The following is a 17,491-nucleotide window of genomic DNA, read 5'->3' on the forward strand; positions in this document are numbered from 1 at the left end:
CGGCATACGATGGACAAATCAGGCTTCTCTGATTTCTACACTTGCCTGCAAGCCACCATCCGGGCGGTTCCGCAGTGAAAGCGAGCCGCCGATGGCGAGCGTCAGTTGCTGGGCGATGGCGAGACCCAATCCCGCGCCGCCGGTATCGCGGCTGCGTGATCCCTCCAGGCGATAGAAAGGCTGCATCACGCTTTCCAAGGCCGATTCGGGGATGCCGGGGCCGCGATCCTGGATCGTTATGCGGATGGATTTGTCGCTGCCGCGTTCGACCAGCAGCTCCGCTGCACCGGCATATTTGATTGCATTGTCGATCAGGTTTCCGAGGATGCGCCGCAAGGCTTGTGGACGCGTCGCCATCGTCACACCGAGATGGCCGGCGAGCGTCACCGGCTTGCCAGTGTCCTGATAATCATAGACCAGGCTGTCGAGGAAGGCGTCGATATCGAGCCGCCGCGGCTGCTCCGCATCACCATGCACACTGCGGGCGTAAGCGACACCTTCACGGACCAGATGCTGCATCTGGTCAAGATCCTCGGTCAGCTTGTCGCGCTCCGACAGGTCCGCCATTCCCTCGGTGCGCAGTTTCATGCGGGTGATCGGCGTCTGCAGATCGTGGGAAATTGCCGCCAGGATCTGCAGCCGCTCCTGCAGATGGCGGGCAATGCGATCCTGCATGGCATTGAACGCGGTTGCTGCTTTGGCAACTTCGGTCGGGCCGTCTTCCTGGAGATGCTGGCCGCCTTTACCAGGATCGAGCGTCTCTGCAGCATGCGCTAGATGCGCCAGCGGTCGGGTGGCAAGGCGCACGGCAAACCAGGTACACAGCAACAGGAGCGCGACCTGGATCGCCAGAACGAACGGCAGCCACCGCGCGATCGGCATCAGCGAGGGTGTCACCTCGATCGTCAGCGGCGTGCCATCACTGAGGGTCAAGTGTATCTGGTATTTTTCGGGATAAGTGGAGATTGTATTGGCGTGCACCGGATAGCGATCGCCAAGAACCGAGGCGATTAGCCGGGTGACACGCTGCGCGCGCTCGCTAAGCGGCGCATCGCCCGGCTCTCCTGAACCTAGGATGTAGCGATAGGTCCGGCGCTCCAGCACAGGCAGCAAGCTCTCGCGATCAGCATTTGGCGTTCGATCGAGAACGGTGATGGCTGTGGCGACATCGGTTTTCAGGCTCCCGAGCATCATGGTCATCGCCGTCTGGTAGCGTTCGTAGAACAGCAAGGCGAAGGACAGGCCATGGGCGACCAGCAGGCCGGTAAAGAGAATCAAATAGAGCCGCGATGCGATAGAGCGGGGCAAAAAATGTGAGGCCAGTTGCGTTAACTGCATGGTCAGGCGTCACTGTCGAGAAGCTTCACGGGCAGAGAGAAGACATAGCCTTCGCTCCGCACGGTCTTGATGTAAGCCGGTTCGCGCGCATCATCGAGCAGGCGCTGGCGCAGCCGGCTTACCAGCAGGTCGATGGAGCGATCGAAATATTCCGCATCCCGCCCCTGGGTGAGATTCATGAGCTGGTCGCGGCTTAGCACGCGCTGAGGGTGATCGAGAAAGACGCGCAGCAGGCGGAATTCCGCGCCGCTGAGAGCGACAACAGTGTCCTGTTTGTCAAGCAGATGGCGCGCTGTCGTATCCAGTCGCCAATCGCCGAATGCGATCAATCGGCTGGCCTCGGTTACCTGCAGATTGGGTGGCAGCATGCGGGTGCGCCGGATCACCGCCCTGATCCGCGCCAGAAGCTCGCGCGCCGAGAAAGGCTTCACCACGTAATCGTCGGCGCCCATCTCCAGGCCGATGATACGGTCCGTTTCATCGTCGCGGGCGGTCAGCATCAGAACGGGAACCGACCGATGCTTGCTGGTGCGCAGATTACGGCACAGCACCAAACCGTCATCCCCCGGCATCATCACGTCGAGGACAATCAGATCGACCGCCGTGGTCTCAAGCACGGTGAGCATCTGCCGGCCATCGGCGACGGCGGTTGCCCGCAAGCCGTTCTTCTCCACATAATCGGCGACCATCCGGCGGATTTCCCGGTCGTCATCGACGATCAGGATATGATCGACTTGGTCCATGCAGCCCACCCCGTCTTCAGTATAGCCCTAAGATGTTCCCAGCAATTGCTGGAGCCTGGCTTCGGTCTCCGCATAATCGCCCTCACCGAAATGTCGGTAAACGATACGGCCGTCTCGATCGATCAGGTATAGAGCGGGCCAGTACAGGTTGCCATAGGCTTTCCAGGTCGCATAGCTGTTGTCCTGCGCGACCGGATATGGGATGCCGTAGCGCGCCACTGCGTCTTTCACATTCTCCGTGATTTTTTCGAAGCCGTATTCCGGGGAATGCACGCCGATCACCACGAGCCCTTGATCCTTGTACTGCTCGTGCCAGGCTGTCACATGGGGGATGACGTTGATGCAATTGATGCAGGAATAGGTCCAGAATTCCACCAGCACCACCTTTCCCCGAAGCCCGGCCATGGTCAGCGGCTCACTGTTGATCCAGGTATCGATGCCGGCGAATTCTGGTGCGGTGGAAGGCGTTGCGGTCTGGCTATAGGCGGCTTCCGGTTTGCAGGCGGAAACCGCCAGGCAGAGGGAGAGCGGCAGAAGAATCTGCTTGAGCATTTCCAAATTCCTTGAACAGGGGTGTTGCGCGTTACGCGGAGAGCAGCTCCCAGACGGCGGCGGCGAAAGGACCCGGCGCTTCCTGCGGCAAGTTGTGGCCGACACCGGGAACGACCCGATGGACGCGGGACCCGCCGAAATGTGCGGCGCTGGCGGTTCCATCCGTGGCGGGCACAACACCATCGGCGGCACCGTCCAGGGTAATGCTGGGCACGTGGATCACCGGCTGCTCTGCCAGTCGGCGTTCAAGCGTCGCATAACGGGCGACGCCTTCCACCGATCCCAGGCGGTGGCGATACGAATGGATCACCACATCGACATAGTCAGGATTGTCGAAAGCGGCGGCGCTGCGCTCGAAGGTGGCATCGTCGAACGCCCAGTTCGGTGAGTTGTTCGCCCACAAAATGCGGGCGATATCTTTCCGGTTGGCGGCAAGGCCGGCACGGCCGCGTTCCGTCTGGAAGTAGAACTGGTACCACAGTCCCCATTCCACCCGGGGCGCCAGGGGCGCTTGGGCTTTGGCGATATCCTGGATCAGATAGCTGTTGACCGAGACCAGGCCTTTGCAGCGTTCCGGCCAGAGGGCTGCGGCCACGCAAGCTGCACGACCGCCCCAGTCATAGCCGGCGAGCACTGCCTTCGGCAGACCGAGCGCATCCATTAGGTCGATGACATCGGCGCCGATCGCCGCTTGTTGCCCGGCGCGCGGCGCCGCTTTTTCCAGGAAACGTGTCGACCCATGGCCGCGGAGATAGGGAACGATGACGCGCGCCCCGCGTCCAGCCAGCATCGGCGCAACTTCGACATAGCTGTGCACGTCATAAGGGAAGCCATGCAGCAGGATGGCGACGGGGCCGTTACGGGGGCCGAACTCGTAGTAACCGACATCCAATTGCCCGGTGCGGATTTGCTTGACTTCGCCCAGGCCCTCCTTATCGGACGGCGGAAGGTTCGTTGCTTGAGCGACCTCGGCCAATGAGGAGCCGATGGCGGCGGCACCGGCAACCGCCACGCCGCCTGTGGCAATCTTTTTCATGAAGTCGCGCCGGGATTGGGTGGGGCGGGACTGTGTAAGAATATCGGACATGCTTTATCTCCAGGCCTTTGTAATGATGTCTCGCGAACCGGGAGCAACGACTGGGATAGTGAACCGGCCGCGGTATCTCCGACGTGTCCGCTGCGGCCGATATTTGTAATCTTTTGTATCGCTCCTGATGTTCGCAGCTGCCGGCTCAGGTACTGGCCACTTCGATGACGGCTTTGACGAAGGCGTCCGGTGCTTCCTGCGGCAGGTTATGGCCAGCGCCCCTGACGATCCGGTGGGTGCGCTTGCCGGAGAACTTTGCGGCATAGGCAGAGCCGTCTGTTGCCGGTGTGACGCCATCGGAATCGCCGTCCATCGTGATGGTCGGGACGGCGATCACCGGGCCCGCAGCCAGCCGCTTTTCCAGATCGTCATATTGCGCCTCACCCTCCGCCAGGCTCAGCCGCCAGCGATAATTATGGATGACGATGTCGACATAATCCGGATTATCGAAGGAGCGAGCGGTGCGGTCGAAGGTGGCGGCTGCGAAGTGCCAAGCCGGCGAATTCACTCGCCAGACGAGTTTCGCCAGATCGCACCGATTGGCGGCAAGACCGGCGCGGCCGCGTTCCGTGGCGAAATAATATTGATACCACCAGCCGTGCTCGGCTTCGGCCGGCAGAGGTTTCCGGTTGCGCTCAAGATTGTTGATCAGATAACCATTGACCGAGACCATCGCCTTGCAGCGTTCTGGCCACAACGCCGCAATGATATTGGCGGTTCGCGCACCCCAGTCATAGCCCGCAAGCACCGCCTGCTTGATGTGCAGGGCGTCCATCAGGGCAATGATGTCGAGTGCCACCACCGACTGCTGGGCGTTGCGGAAGGTCGTCTCAGACAGAAACCGTGTCGTGCCATGGCCCCGCAGATGAGGCACGATCACGCGGTAGCCGGCCTTTGCCAGTATCGGCGTGACCTCGACAAAACTATGGATGTCGTAAGGCCAGCCATGCAGCAGCAGGACCGCAGGGCCATCGGCCGGGCCGGCCTCGACATAGCTGATGTTCAGGAGGCCGGCATTGATCTGCTTGAGCTTACCGAAGGAAGCGGCTGTGTCGTTTTTGTTGTTTTCGCTATCGGCCTCAGCCGGACCGGCGAGGCCAAGTTGGCTCACGCCCAGCGTCAAGGCGGTAGCACCAAGAGCGGTGGCACCAAGGGCAGTTGTAGCTAGGAAGCGGCGACGGGGCAGATTGATATCGTCGGACATATGTCTCTCTCCGATAATGAGGTGTTGCGATCAGGCGGCCGGCAGGAGACGAGATTGCAGCAGACGCGAGAGTTCCGCGCCTAGGGCGCCGATCACCCCCGCCGCGGCCAGCATCGCCAGCAGCGATCCGGATGGTGCCTGGGCTGAAGCGAAGAAGCTGATCAAGCCCAGGAAGTAAGCGAGCGGATTGTTGATGCGCGGCAGGTTCCGCAAGCTGAGGACCAGGATGACATCACCGAACACCGCGAAGGGCGCGGCGGTATCGCCGAGCAGCGGTGTCAGCAGCTTGATGACGAGGCCAGTGCCGACACCTAGGCTCAGTCCCAGCAGGAAGGAAGCCAGATTGGCGATACCGTCGCGCCGTGTCTGGGCGCCAAGGCTGTAGCCGACCCAACCCAGAAACATCGCCCAAGCCGGCAACGGCACGGCGGTCGTGGCGAAGGTGGCAATCGCCGCGACGACGGCGGCGATCAATGTCACCGTGTGAAAATGCCGGGGTTTGGCGGGTATGGCTGCGGTTAGGCGAGCGAGCGAAAATGAACCGAGAGTCATGTCGTATCTCCATGAACTAGAGGGGCCGCAGACCGGGACAGCAGGCAAGGCAATGCGTTGGCCAAGCCTCCTGTCGATGACCCGAAAGCACGACTGGTCGTGGCGCTGATGATGCGTTCGACTGTGCCGACGGGACGATGGCTTGCCGCATATCGGCGGGCAGGCCATCGTCATGGCGGATTAGACGAGGTTGATCGTCACGTCGATATTGCCCCGCGTGGCCTTGGAATAAGGGCAGGTCTGATGCGCAGCATCGACGATGGATTGCGCCACCGACCGCTCCAGCCCCGGCAGGCTGACATTGAGTCGGGCCTGCAAGAAATAGCCTCCATCACCGGTGCCGAGATCAACCTCGGTATCGAGGGCGAGATCAGCGGGCAGCGCGACTTTCATCTTGCCGGCGGCAAGGCCCATGGCGCCGATAAAACAGGCAGACCAGCCGGCGGCGAATAACTGCTCCGGATTGGTGCCGTTGCCGGCGCTGCCCGGCGATGACAATTTGATCTCCAGGCGGCCATCGCTGCTGCGAGAGGCGCCATCCCGGCCACCCGTGGTGTGGGTCTTACCGGTATAAAGGACCTTTTCGATCTGCGTCATGATGTCTGTTCCTTGCTTGTCGGAGGCCCCGCTGCGGGACCCGTGGCTGTCATCAGCCATGGCGCAGAAACTGGGGACGGGACGTATGCCCCATGTGTCGGAAAAAAGCCGATTTGTATCGAAGTGTGTCGCGGCTTGGGTGCAATGCCCGGCTAACGACCGGTTATCGATGATGAGCTTCGCTTTTCGCCGGAAACACCAGTCGGCAATCCTGATCATCCGATGGTGGCTCAGTCAGATCGATGTGCCCGATGAAGACCGGGGCACCGGCCTGGACGATCAGCGGGTTGCTAGCATCCCCAGGGCCAGGGGGCGTCGTCGACTGGGTTGCGTCTGTGCATTGCCGCGGACGGAATCCTCAGCCTCTCAGCCCGACCGGTGATTTGTCAGCTATCGGCAAATGGCGTTGAATATAGATGGATACATAACGCCCGACCAAGCTTGCTTGCCATTAGAAGCGAGACGACCCGGCTCGCCAGCGACGAACGACCGCCCGGCTCCTAGGGGATCTGATAGATCGCGTATTCGCCGTTATTGTAGATCGGTTTGAATGTGACCGGTACGCTCCGATCCGCGCGAACGGCCGCGAAATAGACGTCGTATGACCGCTTCAGCCTCAGGTCCTGCGGTTGCCGATCACCCTTGATGACCGCTGCATTCGCCTCCAGGCGGGACGCCCGGGCAACCTTATCGCCCCGTAAAGCGGAAGTCGACCAGCTTGAAATGTAGAATTGCCGTTCCGCCGTCATGGAAAAATCGTTCCAGCCTACCAGCCGGTCGACAGATTCGCCGGTCTGATCTGTGAAGATCAAGGCATTGGCCGGCGTCAATTCCCTGACCTTTACCCAAAGGTCATAGAGACGCGGCGAGACAGGTCGACGATCGTCCCAGCCCAGCCGCAATTCGCCAGTCGCATGAGCGAAAATCGACAGCACCGCCGCCATGCTAACCGCATATTGCCACGCATGCAGTTTTGGCTTGCTAGGCTGCGGCGATTCGGATGTGTCCAGAACGTTTTTCAGAATCGTGAAAGCCATTGTCGCGATCGGGATGGCCCAGACAAAGGTAACTTCCCAGCGGCCAACATCGCGACCCAGAAAACTGTATAAGGCAAGCGCGGCTGCGATCCCCAGATGCCGCATGGCCCCAGTCTGATTGAATGTGCTTTCCCGAGCACTGATGAGCAGCCAGGCGAAAACCAGCAAAAAGCTCGTCGGTGCTGTCGGTCCGAAAACATAGGCATAAATGAAACAGAGCGATGCGCCCAGCAGCACGGACAAAAACAAGGCGATATTGCGCAGCCGCCAGACGGCAAAGAGGACCCAGACTAGGGCGATATCCATCGACAAGGATGGCAGTGCCTTGCGCATCGTCTTGATGAATTTCGTGCCCTTGGCCAGATGGTAATAAAGCTTGTGCAAGCTATAAGGTCCGATGTCCTCCGGCGTCGCAAAGGAGGTGAACTTGCGCCAGAAGACCGCGACCAGGATGACAGCTAAAGTCAAAGCCAAGCCGCCACCGATGGCGAGGCCTAGCAGCGCCCATTTGGATTTGTCCTTCCAGGACTTGTAGCACAGATTGCAGGCTGCATAGCAGCCAATGACGGGTAGGACCATCACCTTGGTGACCCCAAACGCGATGACGCTCAAGGGCAAACTGGCGATCAGAAAGCCGGTGCGCTGCCGGCCGCGCTCGATCAAATAGATGATCGACAAAGCGAGCGGTGCGCCAAAAGCATAAGGCGGCGTCTCGACAATCCAGCTCGGATATCGGGTCGAGGCACAGAGCAAAAGCACCAGAACCACGAGAGTGCCCGCATTGAGCGCCGGTTGGCCAATCGATCGCCGGTAATGGCAGAGCGTCGCTATCAGGAAGGCCATGGTGAGAAAGAAGAACAGCGAGACCGCCGTGCTCATATAAAGCGAAATCTCGAATCCCGGAATCGCGTCGAAGCCCAATGCCAGCAGTTGCGGTGTTTGGTTGAAGGGATGAAAGCTCTCGCCTTCGATCGTAAGGGCAAGGAAGGGATTAAGCCCTAGCTTCATCGAATGATAGGCGCCGGTGAAGAAGGCCATGTCGCCGAGGCCCAGCGTGCCGTTGGGGATCGCGCTGGGGAGACGCCAGAGCAGGCCGTAATTGCTGGCGAAGGCAATTGCCATGATAGCAGTGATTAGCATCGTGCGCGGATTAATGCTGGCGGAGGCCGGCGCTACCGGCTCGCCGGTCCAATTTGCGCGATAATAGCGCTGTCCGGTCAGCATGGCCGGGATATGCCGACCGCGTATCGCGATGACGCCCAATGCGATAGCGAGGATCGTCAAGCTGCCGCCGTCGAGCAGTCTGACCATCAAGCAAAGGATGATCCAAAGACAAAGCCCGGCGATCGGCGCGACCATCAACAGGTCAAATCGCGTCAGTCTGAGGCGTGCGGGGATGAGGCTTACAGCCGACAATCCGGTGCCGAGAACACCGCCGAAAAGCAGGCAGCCGATACCGATGTGAACCAAGATGGCGGGGATCAGGCCGGGTGCCGAGAGATCAGGGTTCCCTGCATTGATCGGGGGCAGGATACCGAGATAGGCGAGGACAAGTCGCAGGATAAATACCCCGCTCGCCACGACAACAAGTGCCGAAAGAATTGCCGGCACGCGCCCCGGCTGTGCGGCCGTCGCCGCCGTGCCATTTTCAGTAATCATTTTCCCCCACAAGGCCAATTGCGGCGCAGCACGATACTCAACTGGCGGAGAGTCCGCGCAAGCTATGCTGACCTAGGCATTTATAACCGGCCTGCCTCTGGACACAATCCCTGGACAGGCATGAATGAGAATGGCCGCGAGTTGGGCGCCTGAAGTGGCGAAACCGGAATTTATTTATTGGAGACTGAGCCTAGCGTATCCGCTCCTCCGAACAGTGATTCCTGATTCCTTTATTTTTCAATGGGTTAGGTGATTCGAAGAATCAACGGTTTCCGGACAATATGGTTCAATGCGAGAGTTCGGACAGTCTAAATGATTCACATGCATAACCATATGTTTTAATTGATAAATTCCCGACCCCAAAATATGCAATTCCGGGGTTCTGGACTCTCATTTAGAGTGTCTCCGGCCCGTGATAGCTAACTTCTCCCTAGTGCGGGCGATCAGCCAATGCCCGAGGATTAGCGTTGCAGCCGCTTTTGCATGGGTTAGGAATTGCCGTTGCCTTACGTCGCAGCGACCGCCCATTCAAGCAGCTTTAATTCCCTCCGTATTCCGATATGCGCAACCTGGGCCTCGGCTGTAATTGACGGTAACCAGAGATCTAGGCCTATCATCCTGGATACGCGCAATTTGCCACAATGCAGGTGTTTGCATCGCGTTTCTGTGCGAAATTTATACGCCCCCGAACTAAAAAGAGTTAAACCCATTGAATAAACGCGATCTCGTGTTTATACTCATACTTGGGTTTATACGTGAATGAGAGTTGGATTGGGTATAGGTATGTCAGTGGTGAAGCTTGCGCAGCTCAGGGCTGGGTTGGAGACAGTTCAATCCGAACTGAGCCTTCAGCAATTGATTGCGCTTATCGCTATCGCCAGTCGGCCAGGTTTATCCGTCAACGAACTTGCGGAGGAACTCAATCTTCCGCAGCAAACGGCGAGCCGGTACGTCTCCATCCTTCTCGGTCGATATCAAAACGTCAGCAACACGGTTCCGGTGCCGCTCATCACGCAGCAGATCAATGATGAGGACCCTCGAAAACGGGCCCTATTGTTGACTGAGCAGGGTCAACAACGACTGAACCGTCTTCTTGAAGCAATGAACAAATAACTGGAGACGGCAATGACCGCTGCAGAAAAACTGGAAGGAATGACACTCTCAGGTGGATGGAAGGTTACCAAGCATCTTGCCCGACGCCCTAATGGCAGCGGTGGAATGTTCTCTCACAGCTACGAGGTCGAGAAGAGCGATAAGCGCGGTTTCCTGAAGGCGTTTGACTTCACCGATGCTTTTGAGCCGGGTGCGGAGACGATCGAGCTATTGCAGATCCTTATATCGGCCTACCATCACGAGCGAGAAATTCTTGCACATTGCCGCGAGAGACGCCTCTCAAACGTCGTTCTTGCCATTGAACACGGGAATGTCGATGTTCCCGGATACAGCCAGATGGAAGGCAGAGTATATTATCTGATCTTTGAAATGGCCGACGGCGATGTCCGATGCCAGATGAACACCAACTTGAGACTAGACAACGTTTGGTGCATGCACGTCCTAAAGAGCGTCTGCCTCGGGCTTTGGCAAATCCATAAGGAGATGATTGCCCATCAAGACATCAAGCCGTCAAATATCCTCCTTTACACGAAGGCCGGATCAAAAATTGCCGACTTCGGTCGATCTGCGCGAAAGGGCCATCCCGTCTGGCATGATGACCGCAAGTTCGCTGGCGATCGCTCATATGCACCGCCCGAACTACTTTACGGATACACCCATGCAGATTTTGTCCCCCGGCGCATGGGATGTGATCTGTATATGCTGGGGAACCTCGCTGCTTTTCTGTTTACTGGGGTAAATGTCACGGCCGAAATTTGCGCGGCTGAATCAGCAATTTCGGCCTGAGCAATGGGCGTCAACGTATGACGGTGTCTTGCCATATCTGCAGGAGGCGTTTTCACGGTTTCTCGAAGACGTCGCCCAGTATATCGATGACGCTGTGCGCGCCGACGTCATTCCGCTGATCAGGCACCTCTGTAACCCCGATCTAGTTCGCCGTGGCCATCCTCGATTAATCGGGCGGGCAGACCAGTATTCCCTTGAACGACACGTATCAGACCTAAACCGAATCTGGTCGCATCATAGTTCTCTTTCGAGAATAAAGGCAGCCACGGCATGACAATACGTGTGTGGAATGAAAAACGCCGGATGGTCCCCAGGTGGCGCAGTTTGTCGCAGACGATCACCGCCTCCGAACTGGGAACACCGCATAAGCGAAACCAGGCGACAATTGATGCTGAGTTGTCCGCCGACTTGACCAAACGTGCCATGAAGTGGAGGAAATCTCCGTCCCTCGTGACAGCAGCTGAGCTTGTTGAAAATTCTCTGGTCGACGGACGTGAAATCGAAGGCGTTGCAGCGGCACAATATCTTCTTCTAGCGGATGTTCCGGCAACTGAAGCTATTCGGCAGCAGGCAAGGGCTTTGCTCGGCCGTGCGGAAAGGGAAGGGAGTGCTGATCGCCCCTCATTGACGCCATGGCAGGCAATTAGGAGATGGCGTGCCAACCTGCGTATGCATCCCCGCAATGCGCTTGGCTGGGTAGAATTATCTCTCGCCCAGACAATCGAGGGCCAAGCTGATCAGGCTCGAAAGTCGATGTTGGTTGCCATGCAGCTGGCTCCCCTCAACCGCCATGTTCTCCGGTCGGCTGCTCGGCTGTTTCTCCACTTAGGAGATCCCCAGCACGCCTATGACATCATCGCCCAAAGCCCCGCAACTAAGACCGATCCTTGGCTTATCGCAGCGGAAATTGCGATTTCCGACTTAGCTGGCAAAAAGATCCGTTGTTATAAGCAAGCCATGGCGATCCTGGAAGGCGCGCAGCTGCGACCGCGTCAGATTACGGAGCTTGCGGGCGCCGCCGCAACAGCTGAAATGGTCAGTGGCAATCGAAAGAAAGCGAGAAAATTTTTCTCGCAAAGCATGGACGACCCAACCGGCAATTCCCTTGCTCAGGCGGAATGGGCAGCCGGGGTCCTCACCACCGACCTAGTTCCGCCGACCCGATTCGAAACCGTCAAAGAGTCCCACGAGGCGAATGCCTTTCACCTATACCGCATTCGGAACTTTCACGATGTGATTCCGGCCTGTGAACTCTGGGCCGCCGAAGATCCGTTTTCGATCCGGCCATATGAATTCGGAGCCGCGACAGCGGCCTATATAGACGAATTCCAATCATCCTTGGAGTTTGCCAACCGTGGCCTAAATGTGCGGCCTGATACGCCAGCTCTGCTAAACACGGTAGCGTTTTCCGCCGCAAACCTGGGCGACCTGGAGGCCGCAAAGTCGTCACTAGATAAAATCAAACAGGCAGATCCGATCAGTGAACACATTGCACTAGCCAATCGCGGCCTGATCTCTTTTCGAGAAAGTCATTATGCCGAGGCAGTTGCATATTATTTGATGGCCATCGAGGGTTTCAAGAAATTGCAAGCTCCAAACTTGATTGCATCGGCCTGGGCTTATCTGGCGCGAGAAGCATCAAATTCGCAAATTCCCAATCGGGCCGACATCATCAATAAGGCCGTCGATATTGTCGCGAATTCGAATGATCTGCGACTTAAGGAAATTGTTTCTGCCGCGAAGATGAGACTTCTGGCCTCCCAATTCGGGGGCGCCGAAGGTCCTCGTGTCGAAAAAACATAGTCCCGCCGTCGTAGCTTCGCGAGTGAGAGATCAACCAGCTGATGCTGACTTTATTCGCAAAGAGAACGCACAATGATCAGACGAGCGAGACGCAAACACGTAACGCCGCAAATAGTCGCGGCCAATCCAAGACGCGGCACGGAATGTGCCAATTCGCAGCAAGGAGAAGTCACCTGTGAGTGGCAAGCCAGAAAAAACCGTTGAGATCTTCGTCAATCAAGACGAACACGAAGTCGGCAAAGAAAAGATCTTTTACGATGAGGTTGTCGCGTTTTACCTTCAGGACGGCGGCGCCACCTCGACTGAATATCTCATCAAATATTCGCGTGGTCACTCCGACAATGTGAGTGGCACGTTGGCTCCCGGACAAAAGGTGATGGTGCAAGATGGCATGCGCTTTAGGGTTTCGGGAACTGGCGAATCATAATCCGTTCGTTCAGGAGCTAGAAGACCAGGGTTATCTGGTCGACTTCATTAACGGGTATTTCATCATCTATGGCCTGCCCTACCTGGATAAAGACGGTACCCTTAAACATGGGGACTGGATTAGTCCTGTCGATCTGACAAATAACGTCCTCGACCCGCCTAGCAATCATCAAGCGTGGTTTCGGGGTAGTCGGCCTCATGATCAAAGCGGGCGCGCACTACGGCTTGGGGGAGGACCTGGCCAGGTGACGGTGGCCGAAGGCTACGTCACCGACCACTCTTTCTCCTTCAAACTTACCGATGGCGGCGTAATGCGTCCGTATCGTTCGTTTGAGGAGAAGGTGAACACATATCTTGAAGTAATCACAGCGCCGGCGCTGGCCGCCTATTCTGACGCAACACCATTGCATGCGATTGCCATCAAGGCAGCCGAACAGGGTAGCCCTCTTCGTTTTCCAGACACCCTGTCGTCTCGCTACAACATCAACGATGTATCAGCGCTTTTAAAAGGCAAAAAGGTTGCGATCATCGGCTTGGGAGGCACCGGCGCGTATATCCTTGACTTTCTCGCCCGCACGCATCTCGAACGGATCGCCCTATTCGACGATGACGACGTTCAAGTGCACACGATATTTCGAATTCCTGGCTACATTCATCGAGCGATCGGGCAGAAAAAAGTCGACGCCTTCGCACAACAGTATGGAAACTGGCATAATGGAATTGTTCCAATAGCGGAACTCGTTACCTCGGGAAATATCGAGCGCTTACGCGAATTCGATTTTGTATTTGTCTCGATCGATAACGGTCCCTCACGGCTACAAATTGTGGGCTGGTTAAGTGCGAACAGTATTCCATTTGTGGATTGCGGAATGGGTCTCAACCGATCTGTCACTGGGATGAATGGCGTCGTTCGGGTCACCGGCGTCGACCGCTCGGCATTTGAGCAAAGCCTAGACACGCCCTATTTGCCAACTGGGGATAACAAAGCCGATGAGTACCGCAAACAGGCGCAAATCGCTGAGCTTAACGCGTTGAATGCGGCTTTTGCGGTGATCCGGTTTAAGCAACATTTTCGGCTCTATGAGCGCGAAGACGACGCAGTCTCATATATATTTGAAACAGCGTCCTTTGAGATCAACGCCGTGAGACAATAAGAATGAAATATGTATATGAGACTGTTGAACGCATCCCCAATCAGCTGCGAGAAGGTGTTGTATACCATAGCGAAGAATTCGAACTCGCGGCATTGCTATGTGTATGCGGCTGTGGTCATCGGATAACTCTTCTTGTGCCGGATAGTCATCAGGTAACGTCAAGCAATAGGCTCGCGACAATTCGGCCCTCGATTGGCGTTTTTGATGCCCCGTGTAAATCACATTTTTTCATCACTGCTGGTAAAGTAGATTTATTACCGGCCTTTACAGATGCGCAGGCGGCTTCAATCATGCGTAGCCAGATTGATCGCCATGTCGCACGCGATGCGCGACCATCATTCTGGCTTGATCATTTGCGATCCGCCGCACAAAAGGTCATCAAGTTCATCGTCTCCCTCTTTCGATGAAAAGCTATAAGCGGTGGTTCCGGCGCTGGAGCGGTGTGTAGATTTGCGGACCTGTGATCGTCCGCCGATGCGCGGAACTGTGTAGAGAAACCCACGATAACGTGTATTGACGATTTTCGGCACGTTCGACGGAGGATTCAAAGCGAGGGCATCGACGGGTCGACGAAGAACCGGCCGCCACCGGTGACGGCGATGTGAGGGGCAACAAAGCCGAGCATCAGCGGATATTCAAAGCCGCGGTCAAATACGGCGTTTAACACCGCGGGTTGCTACAGCAATTGTCGGCTCACCGGCGCCGTCCCAACCACCCGAGGGCACGATGACCTCCATAGCCGGCATCTCATCGAGACGCAGCACATTGTAGGTATCAAAATTCTGCTGTTTGATCTGCTAGGCGGAAAAGAGCATCAGATCGTTAACGTGCTGAGGCCGTATGGGGAGCTTGGAGCATTTAAGGGGGCGATCGCCCAGCCTGACAGGATCAATTTGGCAAACCTTTTCACCGACTATCCCCTCTTTGATCTCATCCACACCACTGGAAGGTAAGCGTCCGGACGTTTACAGATTCTCTTTGAAAAATCAGATCTCTACAACGAGCGACGGGTCGAAATCAGGGTTCAGGTAGTTAGGATGGTAGCCGCGCGGATTACATACAATGCGTGTCCTCCCGATCCTGTAGTCCGACGAAGTGTGAATATGGCCATGCACCCAGAGATGCGGCTGAAAATCCTCGATCAAAGTCTCGAGCGAGGATGCATACGCTGAAGATGAGGGATCACGAGCTTGATCTGTAGAAAGGCTTTTAGCAGATGGTGCATGATGCGTGACCACTATCGTGAGTCCATCGTAGAGTTTTGAAAGCTCCCCTTCGATAAATGTGCGAGCAGCGACATGGAAGCGCAGCGTATCATGTGGTGTGAGCCGTATCTTCTCAGCAACTTCGCGGTTCTGCACTTTTATGCGAGTGTAGTCATTCATGTTCTGCCAAGCCCGCGCCATCTCCGTGCTCATCTGTTCAGGGCCAAACAGAAGGAAGTTAGTCCACAGAGTCGCGCCAATGATCCTTACATTAAGGCCATCAATATTTTTGAAATCACATACTTCTCGCTCAAGAAAATACACAGGAGTTGTTCTCCTGTTAGTCCGCGCCGCCGCCAATCGACTTGCCGCAATGGCAGCATATAGACTATCTCCATAGGGCTCGTGGTTTCCACCAACCAACACAACTGCTTGATCAAAAGTCTTAGCAGCCCATCCTACCGACCGTCGCTTGGTGTGAATGTTGCCTGCCAGGATAACCAACTCCGCTAGGCGTCCAGATGTCACATCCTGAGGAAAAAGGATGGGGGCAAATTCGAGGTGCAAATCGGAGTAAACGTGCACTCGCATAACGTTGTCCTCTTGAACTCCGGCGGGTGGACCCATTAGCGGTAGGATAGGTGGCATAGCACTATGTCGGTGGCTCCGAGGTCTCTTCCAGGAATACTGCCGCGAGGTGCGCATCTTGCCACTTCAAATCCACTGCTGCGAACTCGCGCCGTTCACGGTCAGTAGCCAGCCTACAGTCCAGGCCGTTGTTGTCAAAATCTCTAGCCGTATACTGTGCTGATCGAAGCCGAGCTAGAATCTCGCGCCCACGCAGAAGAGCCTCTGAGCGGTCAGTTGCTGGGACTAGTAAGAGGTCAATTTGTCCAGAGTGGACAAGCCAAACTGACATTCGGGGCGACATACCTATCTCCTCTCTTTCGAACAATACCGCTATTATCTCCAGATCCCCCGGTTTTCCCGGAACTCGGGAAAAGACAGAATCGCATCTCTGTCCCAGAGACGGCGCCTGACATCCCAAACCTGATACGACGCAACAGGATGTGTGCCGGTCCGCTCGAGGAAATGGTAGAGTTGCCATCGACCCCAGCCCATGAACCGCTTAATTTCTGGAACGTGGATATAAGTCTTCGCAAACGCGTATACTGATGATCGCAGTGGTCGACGCCTCTTCGCACCCCTCCTTCTCCACTCGAGAAGTCCAATATTAAGTAGTGCGATGATATGGTGTTCCGGCAAACCCAAGTAGTTGCTGGCCGCGATAACACTCATCAACTCAGGCGCACCAGGGAGCGTCTCGTCCCAATACTCTTCGGGTAGGCTTCTGAAAGTGAGATTTGCGGCAGGGGATATGGTCGCTTCGCCGATCTGGTCGCTAGAACTCGATGATCGAAGGCTGATCGTTCCTGCCATCACCGCACGCAGAAGAGGGGTCCATGCACGAGCCGAGAGCTTGTGGAGAGCAAAGAAATCTCTGACGGAAATTCGATCTTCTTCCGGCCGGTCAGACCAAGACGACGTTTCAACTAAGCGACTTTTAAGCTGTCCAATCTTGCTTTGAGAGAACCAGCGGCCATCTCCTGCGATTATAGCGGCAGGCCCAGTTTCGGCATCGATGAGACCGTCGGCAGAAAGTGTGGACAGGGTGTGCTCCGGAATTCCTAGCTCTTCGCAGGCAGCTTCGGCACGACAAAGTCGCTTTCTTTCTTCGAGGATTTCCTCGAGTTGACTGCGACGCACGAAGATAGGAGTGCGAACGTCAGCTGACGGCCGATGACATTCGATGCTTTCGGATACAAGCAAGCGTCGCATCATATAGCCAGCCACTTTGAATGTCTTGATTGCAGTGTAAATAGGGATCAAGGAACCATCTGCCATTTCTGCGCGCTTCTTGGGCGATCGATAAACAGGCTCGTTGAGCAGCGCGTAGTACTGGTGGACCATCTCCTTCATGAACCGCCGTGCAGGTGGACGATAGCTGAGGTACGATGCATTCTGTCCAAAAAGCACGCCCAGGTCTTTGTAAACACCGTAATACCCGGCCCTTTTGCTGGATGCTGCGCGCAGCTTGTCGAACAGATCAAAAGCCGACTTAGGCAGGCCGACTATCCACCGGTAAACCAATGCCAACCTCCTCGAAGTGAACCGTGCTTTCTCTCTGTGCTGGCGGATGCTACGTTGAGGCATTGCTACTTCAGCGAAGCTATC

The 17,491-nt window shown here is 56.4% G+C and carries 16 protein-coding genes; 6 read left to right on the plus strand and 10 right to left on the minus strand.

Annotation, left to right across the window (positions count from 1 at the left end; genetic code table 11):
• Nucleotides 1–18 precede the first annotated feature (18 nt).
• The 8 genes from SMD27_RS21190 to SMD27_RS21225 all read right to left on the minus strand — a co-directional run bounded on the left by SMD27_RS21190 (nucleotide 19) and on the right by SMD27_RS21225 (nucleotide 8,769).
• Nucleotides 19–1,338: an ATP-binding protein gene (locus SMD27_RS21190; protein WP_320510442.1), complete on the minus strand. Its 1,320-nt coding sequence runs from the start codon at nucleotides 1,336–1,338 to the stop codon at nucleotides 19–21.
• A gap of 2 nt (nucleotides 1,339–1,340) precedes the next feature.
• A complete protein-coding gene (locus SMD27_RS21195) occupies nucleotides 1,341–2,081 on the minus strand; it encodes a response regulator (RefSeq protein ID WP_320510443.1) in 741 nt (246 codons plus the stop codon).
• 27 nt (nucleotides 2,082–2,108) lie between these two features.
• Nucleotides 2,109–2,633, minus strand: a complete 525-nt coding sequence (locus SMD27_RS21200; protein ID WP_320510444.1) for a thioredoxin family protein — start codon at nucleotides 2,631–2,633, stop codon at nucleotides 2,109–2,111.
• A gap of 31 nt (nucleotides 2,634–2,664) precedes the next feature.
• Nucleotides 2,665–3,720: an alpha/beta fold hydrolase gene (locus SMD27_RS21205; RefSeq protein ID WP_320510445.1), complete on the minus strand. Its 1,056-nt coding sequence runs from the start codon at nucleotides 3,718–3,720 to the stop codon at nucleotides 2,665–2,667.
• 145 nt (nucleotides 3,721–3,865) lie between these two features.
• Complete coding sequence (locus SMD27_RS21210; protein ID WP_320510446.1) at nucleotides 3,866–4,924, minus strand: alpha/beta fold hydrolase; 1,059 nt, start codon at nucleotides 4,922–4,924, stop codon at nucleotides 3,866–3,868.
• Nucleotides 4,925–4,954: 30 nt separating this feature from the next.
• The gene (locus SMD27_RS21215; protein ID WP_320510447.1) at nucleotides 4,955–5,476 is read right to left on the minus strand and encodes a DUF1097 domain-containing protein; all 522 of its coding nucleotides are present in this window, start codon (nucleotides 5,474–5,476) and stop codon (nucleotides 4,955–4,957) included.
• A 180-nt stretch (nucleotides 5,477–5,656) separates the two neighbouring features.
• The gene (locus SMD27_RS21220) at nucleotides 5,657–6,073 is read right to left on the minus strand and encodes an organic hydroperoxide resistance protein (RefSeq protein ID WP_320510448.1); all 417 of its coding nucleotides are present in this window, start codon (nucleotides 6,071–6,073) and stop codon (nucleotides 5,657–5,659) included.
• A gap of 500 nt (nucleotides 6,074–6,573) precedes the next feature.
• On the minus strand, nucleotides 6,574–8,769 hold the full coding sequence (locus SMD27_RS21225; protein WP_320510449.1) for a glycosyltransferase family protein: 2,196 nt from the start codon (nucleotides 8,767–8,769) through the stop codon (nucleotides 6,574–6,576).
• Between the two features lie 783 nt (nucleotides 8,770–9,552).
• On the opposite strand from SMD27_RS21225, the gene SMD27_RS21230 reads away from it, so the two are divergent.
• The 6 genes from SMD27_RS21230 (at nucleotide 9,553) to SMD27_RS21255 (ending at nucleotide 14,458) form a co-directional block, all read left to right on the plus strand.
• Nucleotides 9,553–9,882 (plus strand): MarR family winged helix-turn-helix transcriptional regulator, encoded by a 330-nt coding sequence (locus tag SMD27_RS21230; protein ID WP_320510450.1) that lies wholly within the window; start codon nucleotides 9,553–9,555, stop codon nucleotides 9,880–9,882.
• Between the two features lie 12 nt (nucleotides 9,883–9,894).
• Nucleotides 9,895–10,668: a protein kinase domain-containing protein gene (locus SMD27_RS21235; RefSeq protein ID WP_320510451.1), complete on the plus strand. Its 774-nt coding sequence runs from the start codon at nucleotides 9,895–9,897 to the stop codon at nucleotides 10,666–10,668.
• Nucleotides 10,669–10,992: 324 nt separating this feature from the next.
• Nucleotides 10,993–12,471: a tetratricopeptide repeat protein gene (locus tag SMD27_RS21240; protein WP_320510452.1), complete on the plus strand. Its 1,479-nt coding sequence runs from the start codon at nucleotides 10,993–10,995 to the stop codon at nucleotides 12,469–12,471.
• Nucleotides 12,472–12,646: 175 nt separating this feature from the next.
• On the plus strand, nucleotides 12,647–12,898 hold the full coding sequence (locus tag SMD27_RS21245; protein ID WP_320510453.1) for a multiubiquitin domain-containing protein: 252 nt from the start codon (nucleotides 12,647–12,649) through the stop codon (nucleotides 12,896–12,898).
• Nucleotides 12,858–14,051, plus strand: coding sequence for a ThiF family adenylyltransferase (locus SMD27_RS21250; protein WP_320510454.1), 1,194 nt, complete (start codon nucleotides 12,858–12,860; stop codon nucleotides 14,049–14,051). The genes SMD27_RS21245 and SMD27_RS21250 overlap by 41 nt, the downstream gene beginning before the upstream one ends.
• Nucleotides 14,052–14,053: 2 nt before the next feature.
• Entirely contained in the window at nucleotides 14,054–14,458 is a 405-nt protein-coding gene (locus SMD27_RS21255; protein WP_320510455.1) for a DUF6527 family protein, read from the plus strand.
• A 579-nt stretch (nucleotides 14,459–15,037) separates the two neighbouring features.
• On the opposite strand, the gene SMD27_RS21260 is transcribed toward SMD27_RS21255, so the two are convergent.
• Nucleotides 15,038–15,847: a metallophosphoesterase gene (locus SMD27_RS21260; protein ID WP_320510456.1), complete on the minus strand. Its 810-nt coding sequence runs from the start codon at nucleotides 15,845–15,847 to the stop codon at nucleotides 15,038–15,040.
• Between the two features lie 372 nt (nucleotides 15,848–16,219).
• Nucleotides 16,220–17,470, minus strand: a complete 1,251-nt coding sequence (locus tag SMD27_RS21265; RefSeq protein WP_320510457.1) for a hypothetical protein — start codon at nucleotides 17,468–17,470, stop codon at nucleotides 16,220–16,222.
• Between the last annotated feature and the right edge of the window lie 21 nt (nucleotides 17,471–17,491).

It is taken from the genome of Dongia soli, assembly GCF_034044715.1.
GTDB classification, from domain to species: Bacteria; Pseudomonadota; Alphaproteobacteria; order Dongiales; family Dongiaceae; genus Dongia_B; species Dongia_B soli.

Excerpts from the sequence above, each read along its gene's own strand:
- SMD27_RS21235 (WP_320510451.1), top strand. The coding sequence starts at position 9,895 with ATGACCGCTGCAGAAAAACTGGAAGGAATGACACTCTCAGGTGGATGG.
- SMD27_RS21230 (WP_320510450.1), top strand. The coding sequence starts at position 9,553 with ATGTCAGTGGTGAAGCTTGCGCAGCTCAGGGCTGGGTTGGAGACAGTT.
- SMD27_RS21215 (WP_320510447.1), bottom strand. The coding sequence starts at position 5,476 with ATGACTCTCGGTTCATTTTCGCTCGCTCGCCTAACCGCAGCCATACCC.
- SMD27_RS21195 (WP_320510443.1), bottom strand. The coding sequence starts at position 2,081 with ATGGACCAAGTCGATCATATCCTGATCGTCGATGACGACCGGGAAATC.
- SMD27_RS21250 (WP_320510454.1), top strand. The coding sequence starts at position 12,858 with ATGGCATGCGCTTTAGGGTTTCGGGAACTGGCGAATCATAATCCGTTC.
- SMD27_RS21220 (WP_320510448.1), bottom strand. The coding sequence starts at position 6,073 with ATGACGCAGATCGAAAAGGTCCTTTATACCGGTAAGACCCACACCACG.
- SMD27_RS21225 (WP_320510449.1), bottom strand. The coding sequence starts at position 8,769 with ATGATTACTGAAAATGGCACGGCGGCGACGGCCGCACAGCCGGGGCGC.
- SMD27_RS21200 (WP_320510444.1), bottom strand. The coding sequence starts at position 2,633 with ATGCTCAAGCAGATTCTTCTGCCGCTCTCCCTCTGCCTGGCGGTTTCC.
- SMD27_RS21210 (WP_320510446.1), bottom strand. The coding sequence starts at position 4,924 with ATGTCCGACGATATCAATCTGCCCCGTCGCCGCTTCCTAGCTACAACT.
- SMD27_RS21190 (WP_320510442.1), bottom strand. The coding sequence starts at position 1,338 with ATGCAGTTAACGCAACTGGCCTCACATTTTTTGCCCCGCTCTATCGCA.
- SMD27_RS21260 (WP_320510456.1), bottom strand. The coding sequence starts at position 15,847 with ATGCGAGTGCACGTTTACTCCGATTTGCACCTCGAATTTGCCCCCATC.
- SMD27_RS21205 (WP_320510445.1), bottom strand. The coding sequence starts at position 3,720 with ATGTCCGATATTCTTACACAGTCCCGCCCCACCCAATCCCGGCGCGAC.
- SMD27_RS21255 (WP_320510455.1), top strand. The coding sequence starts at position 14,054 with ATGAAATATGTATATGAGACTGTTGAACGCATCCCCAATCAGCTGCGA.
- SMD27_RS21265 (WP_320510457.1), bottom strand. The coding sequence starts at position 17,470 with ATGCCTCAACGTAGCATCCGCCAGCACAGAGAGAAAGCACGGTTCACT.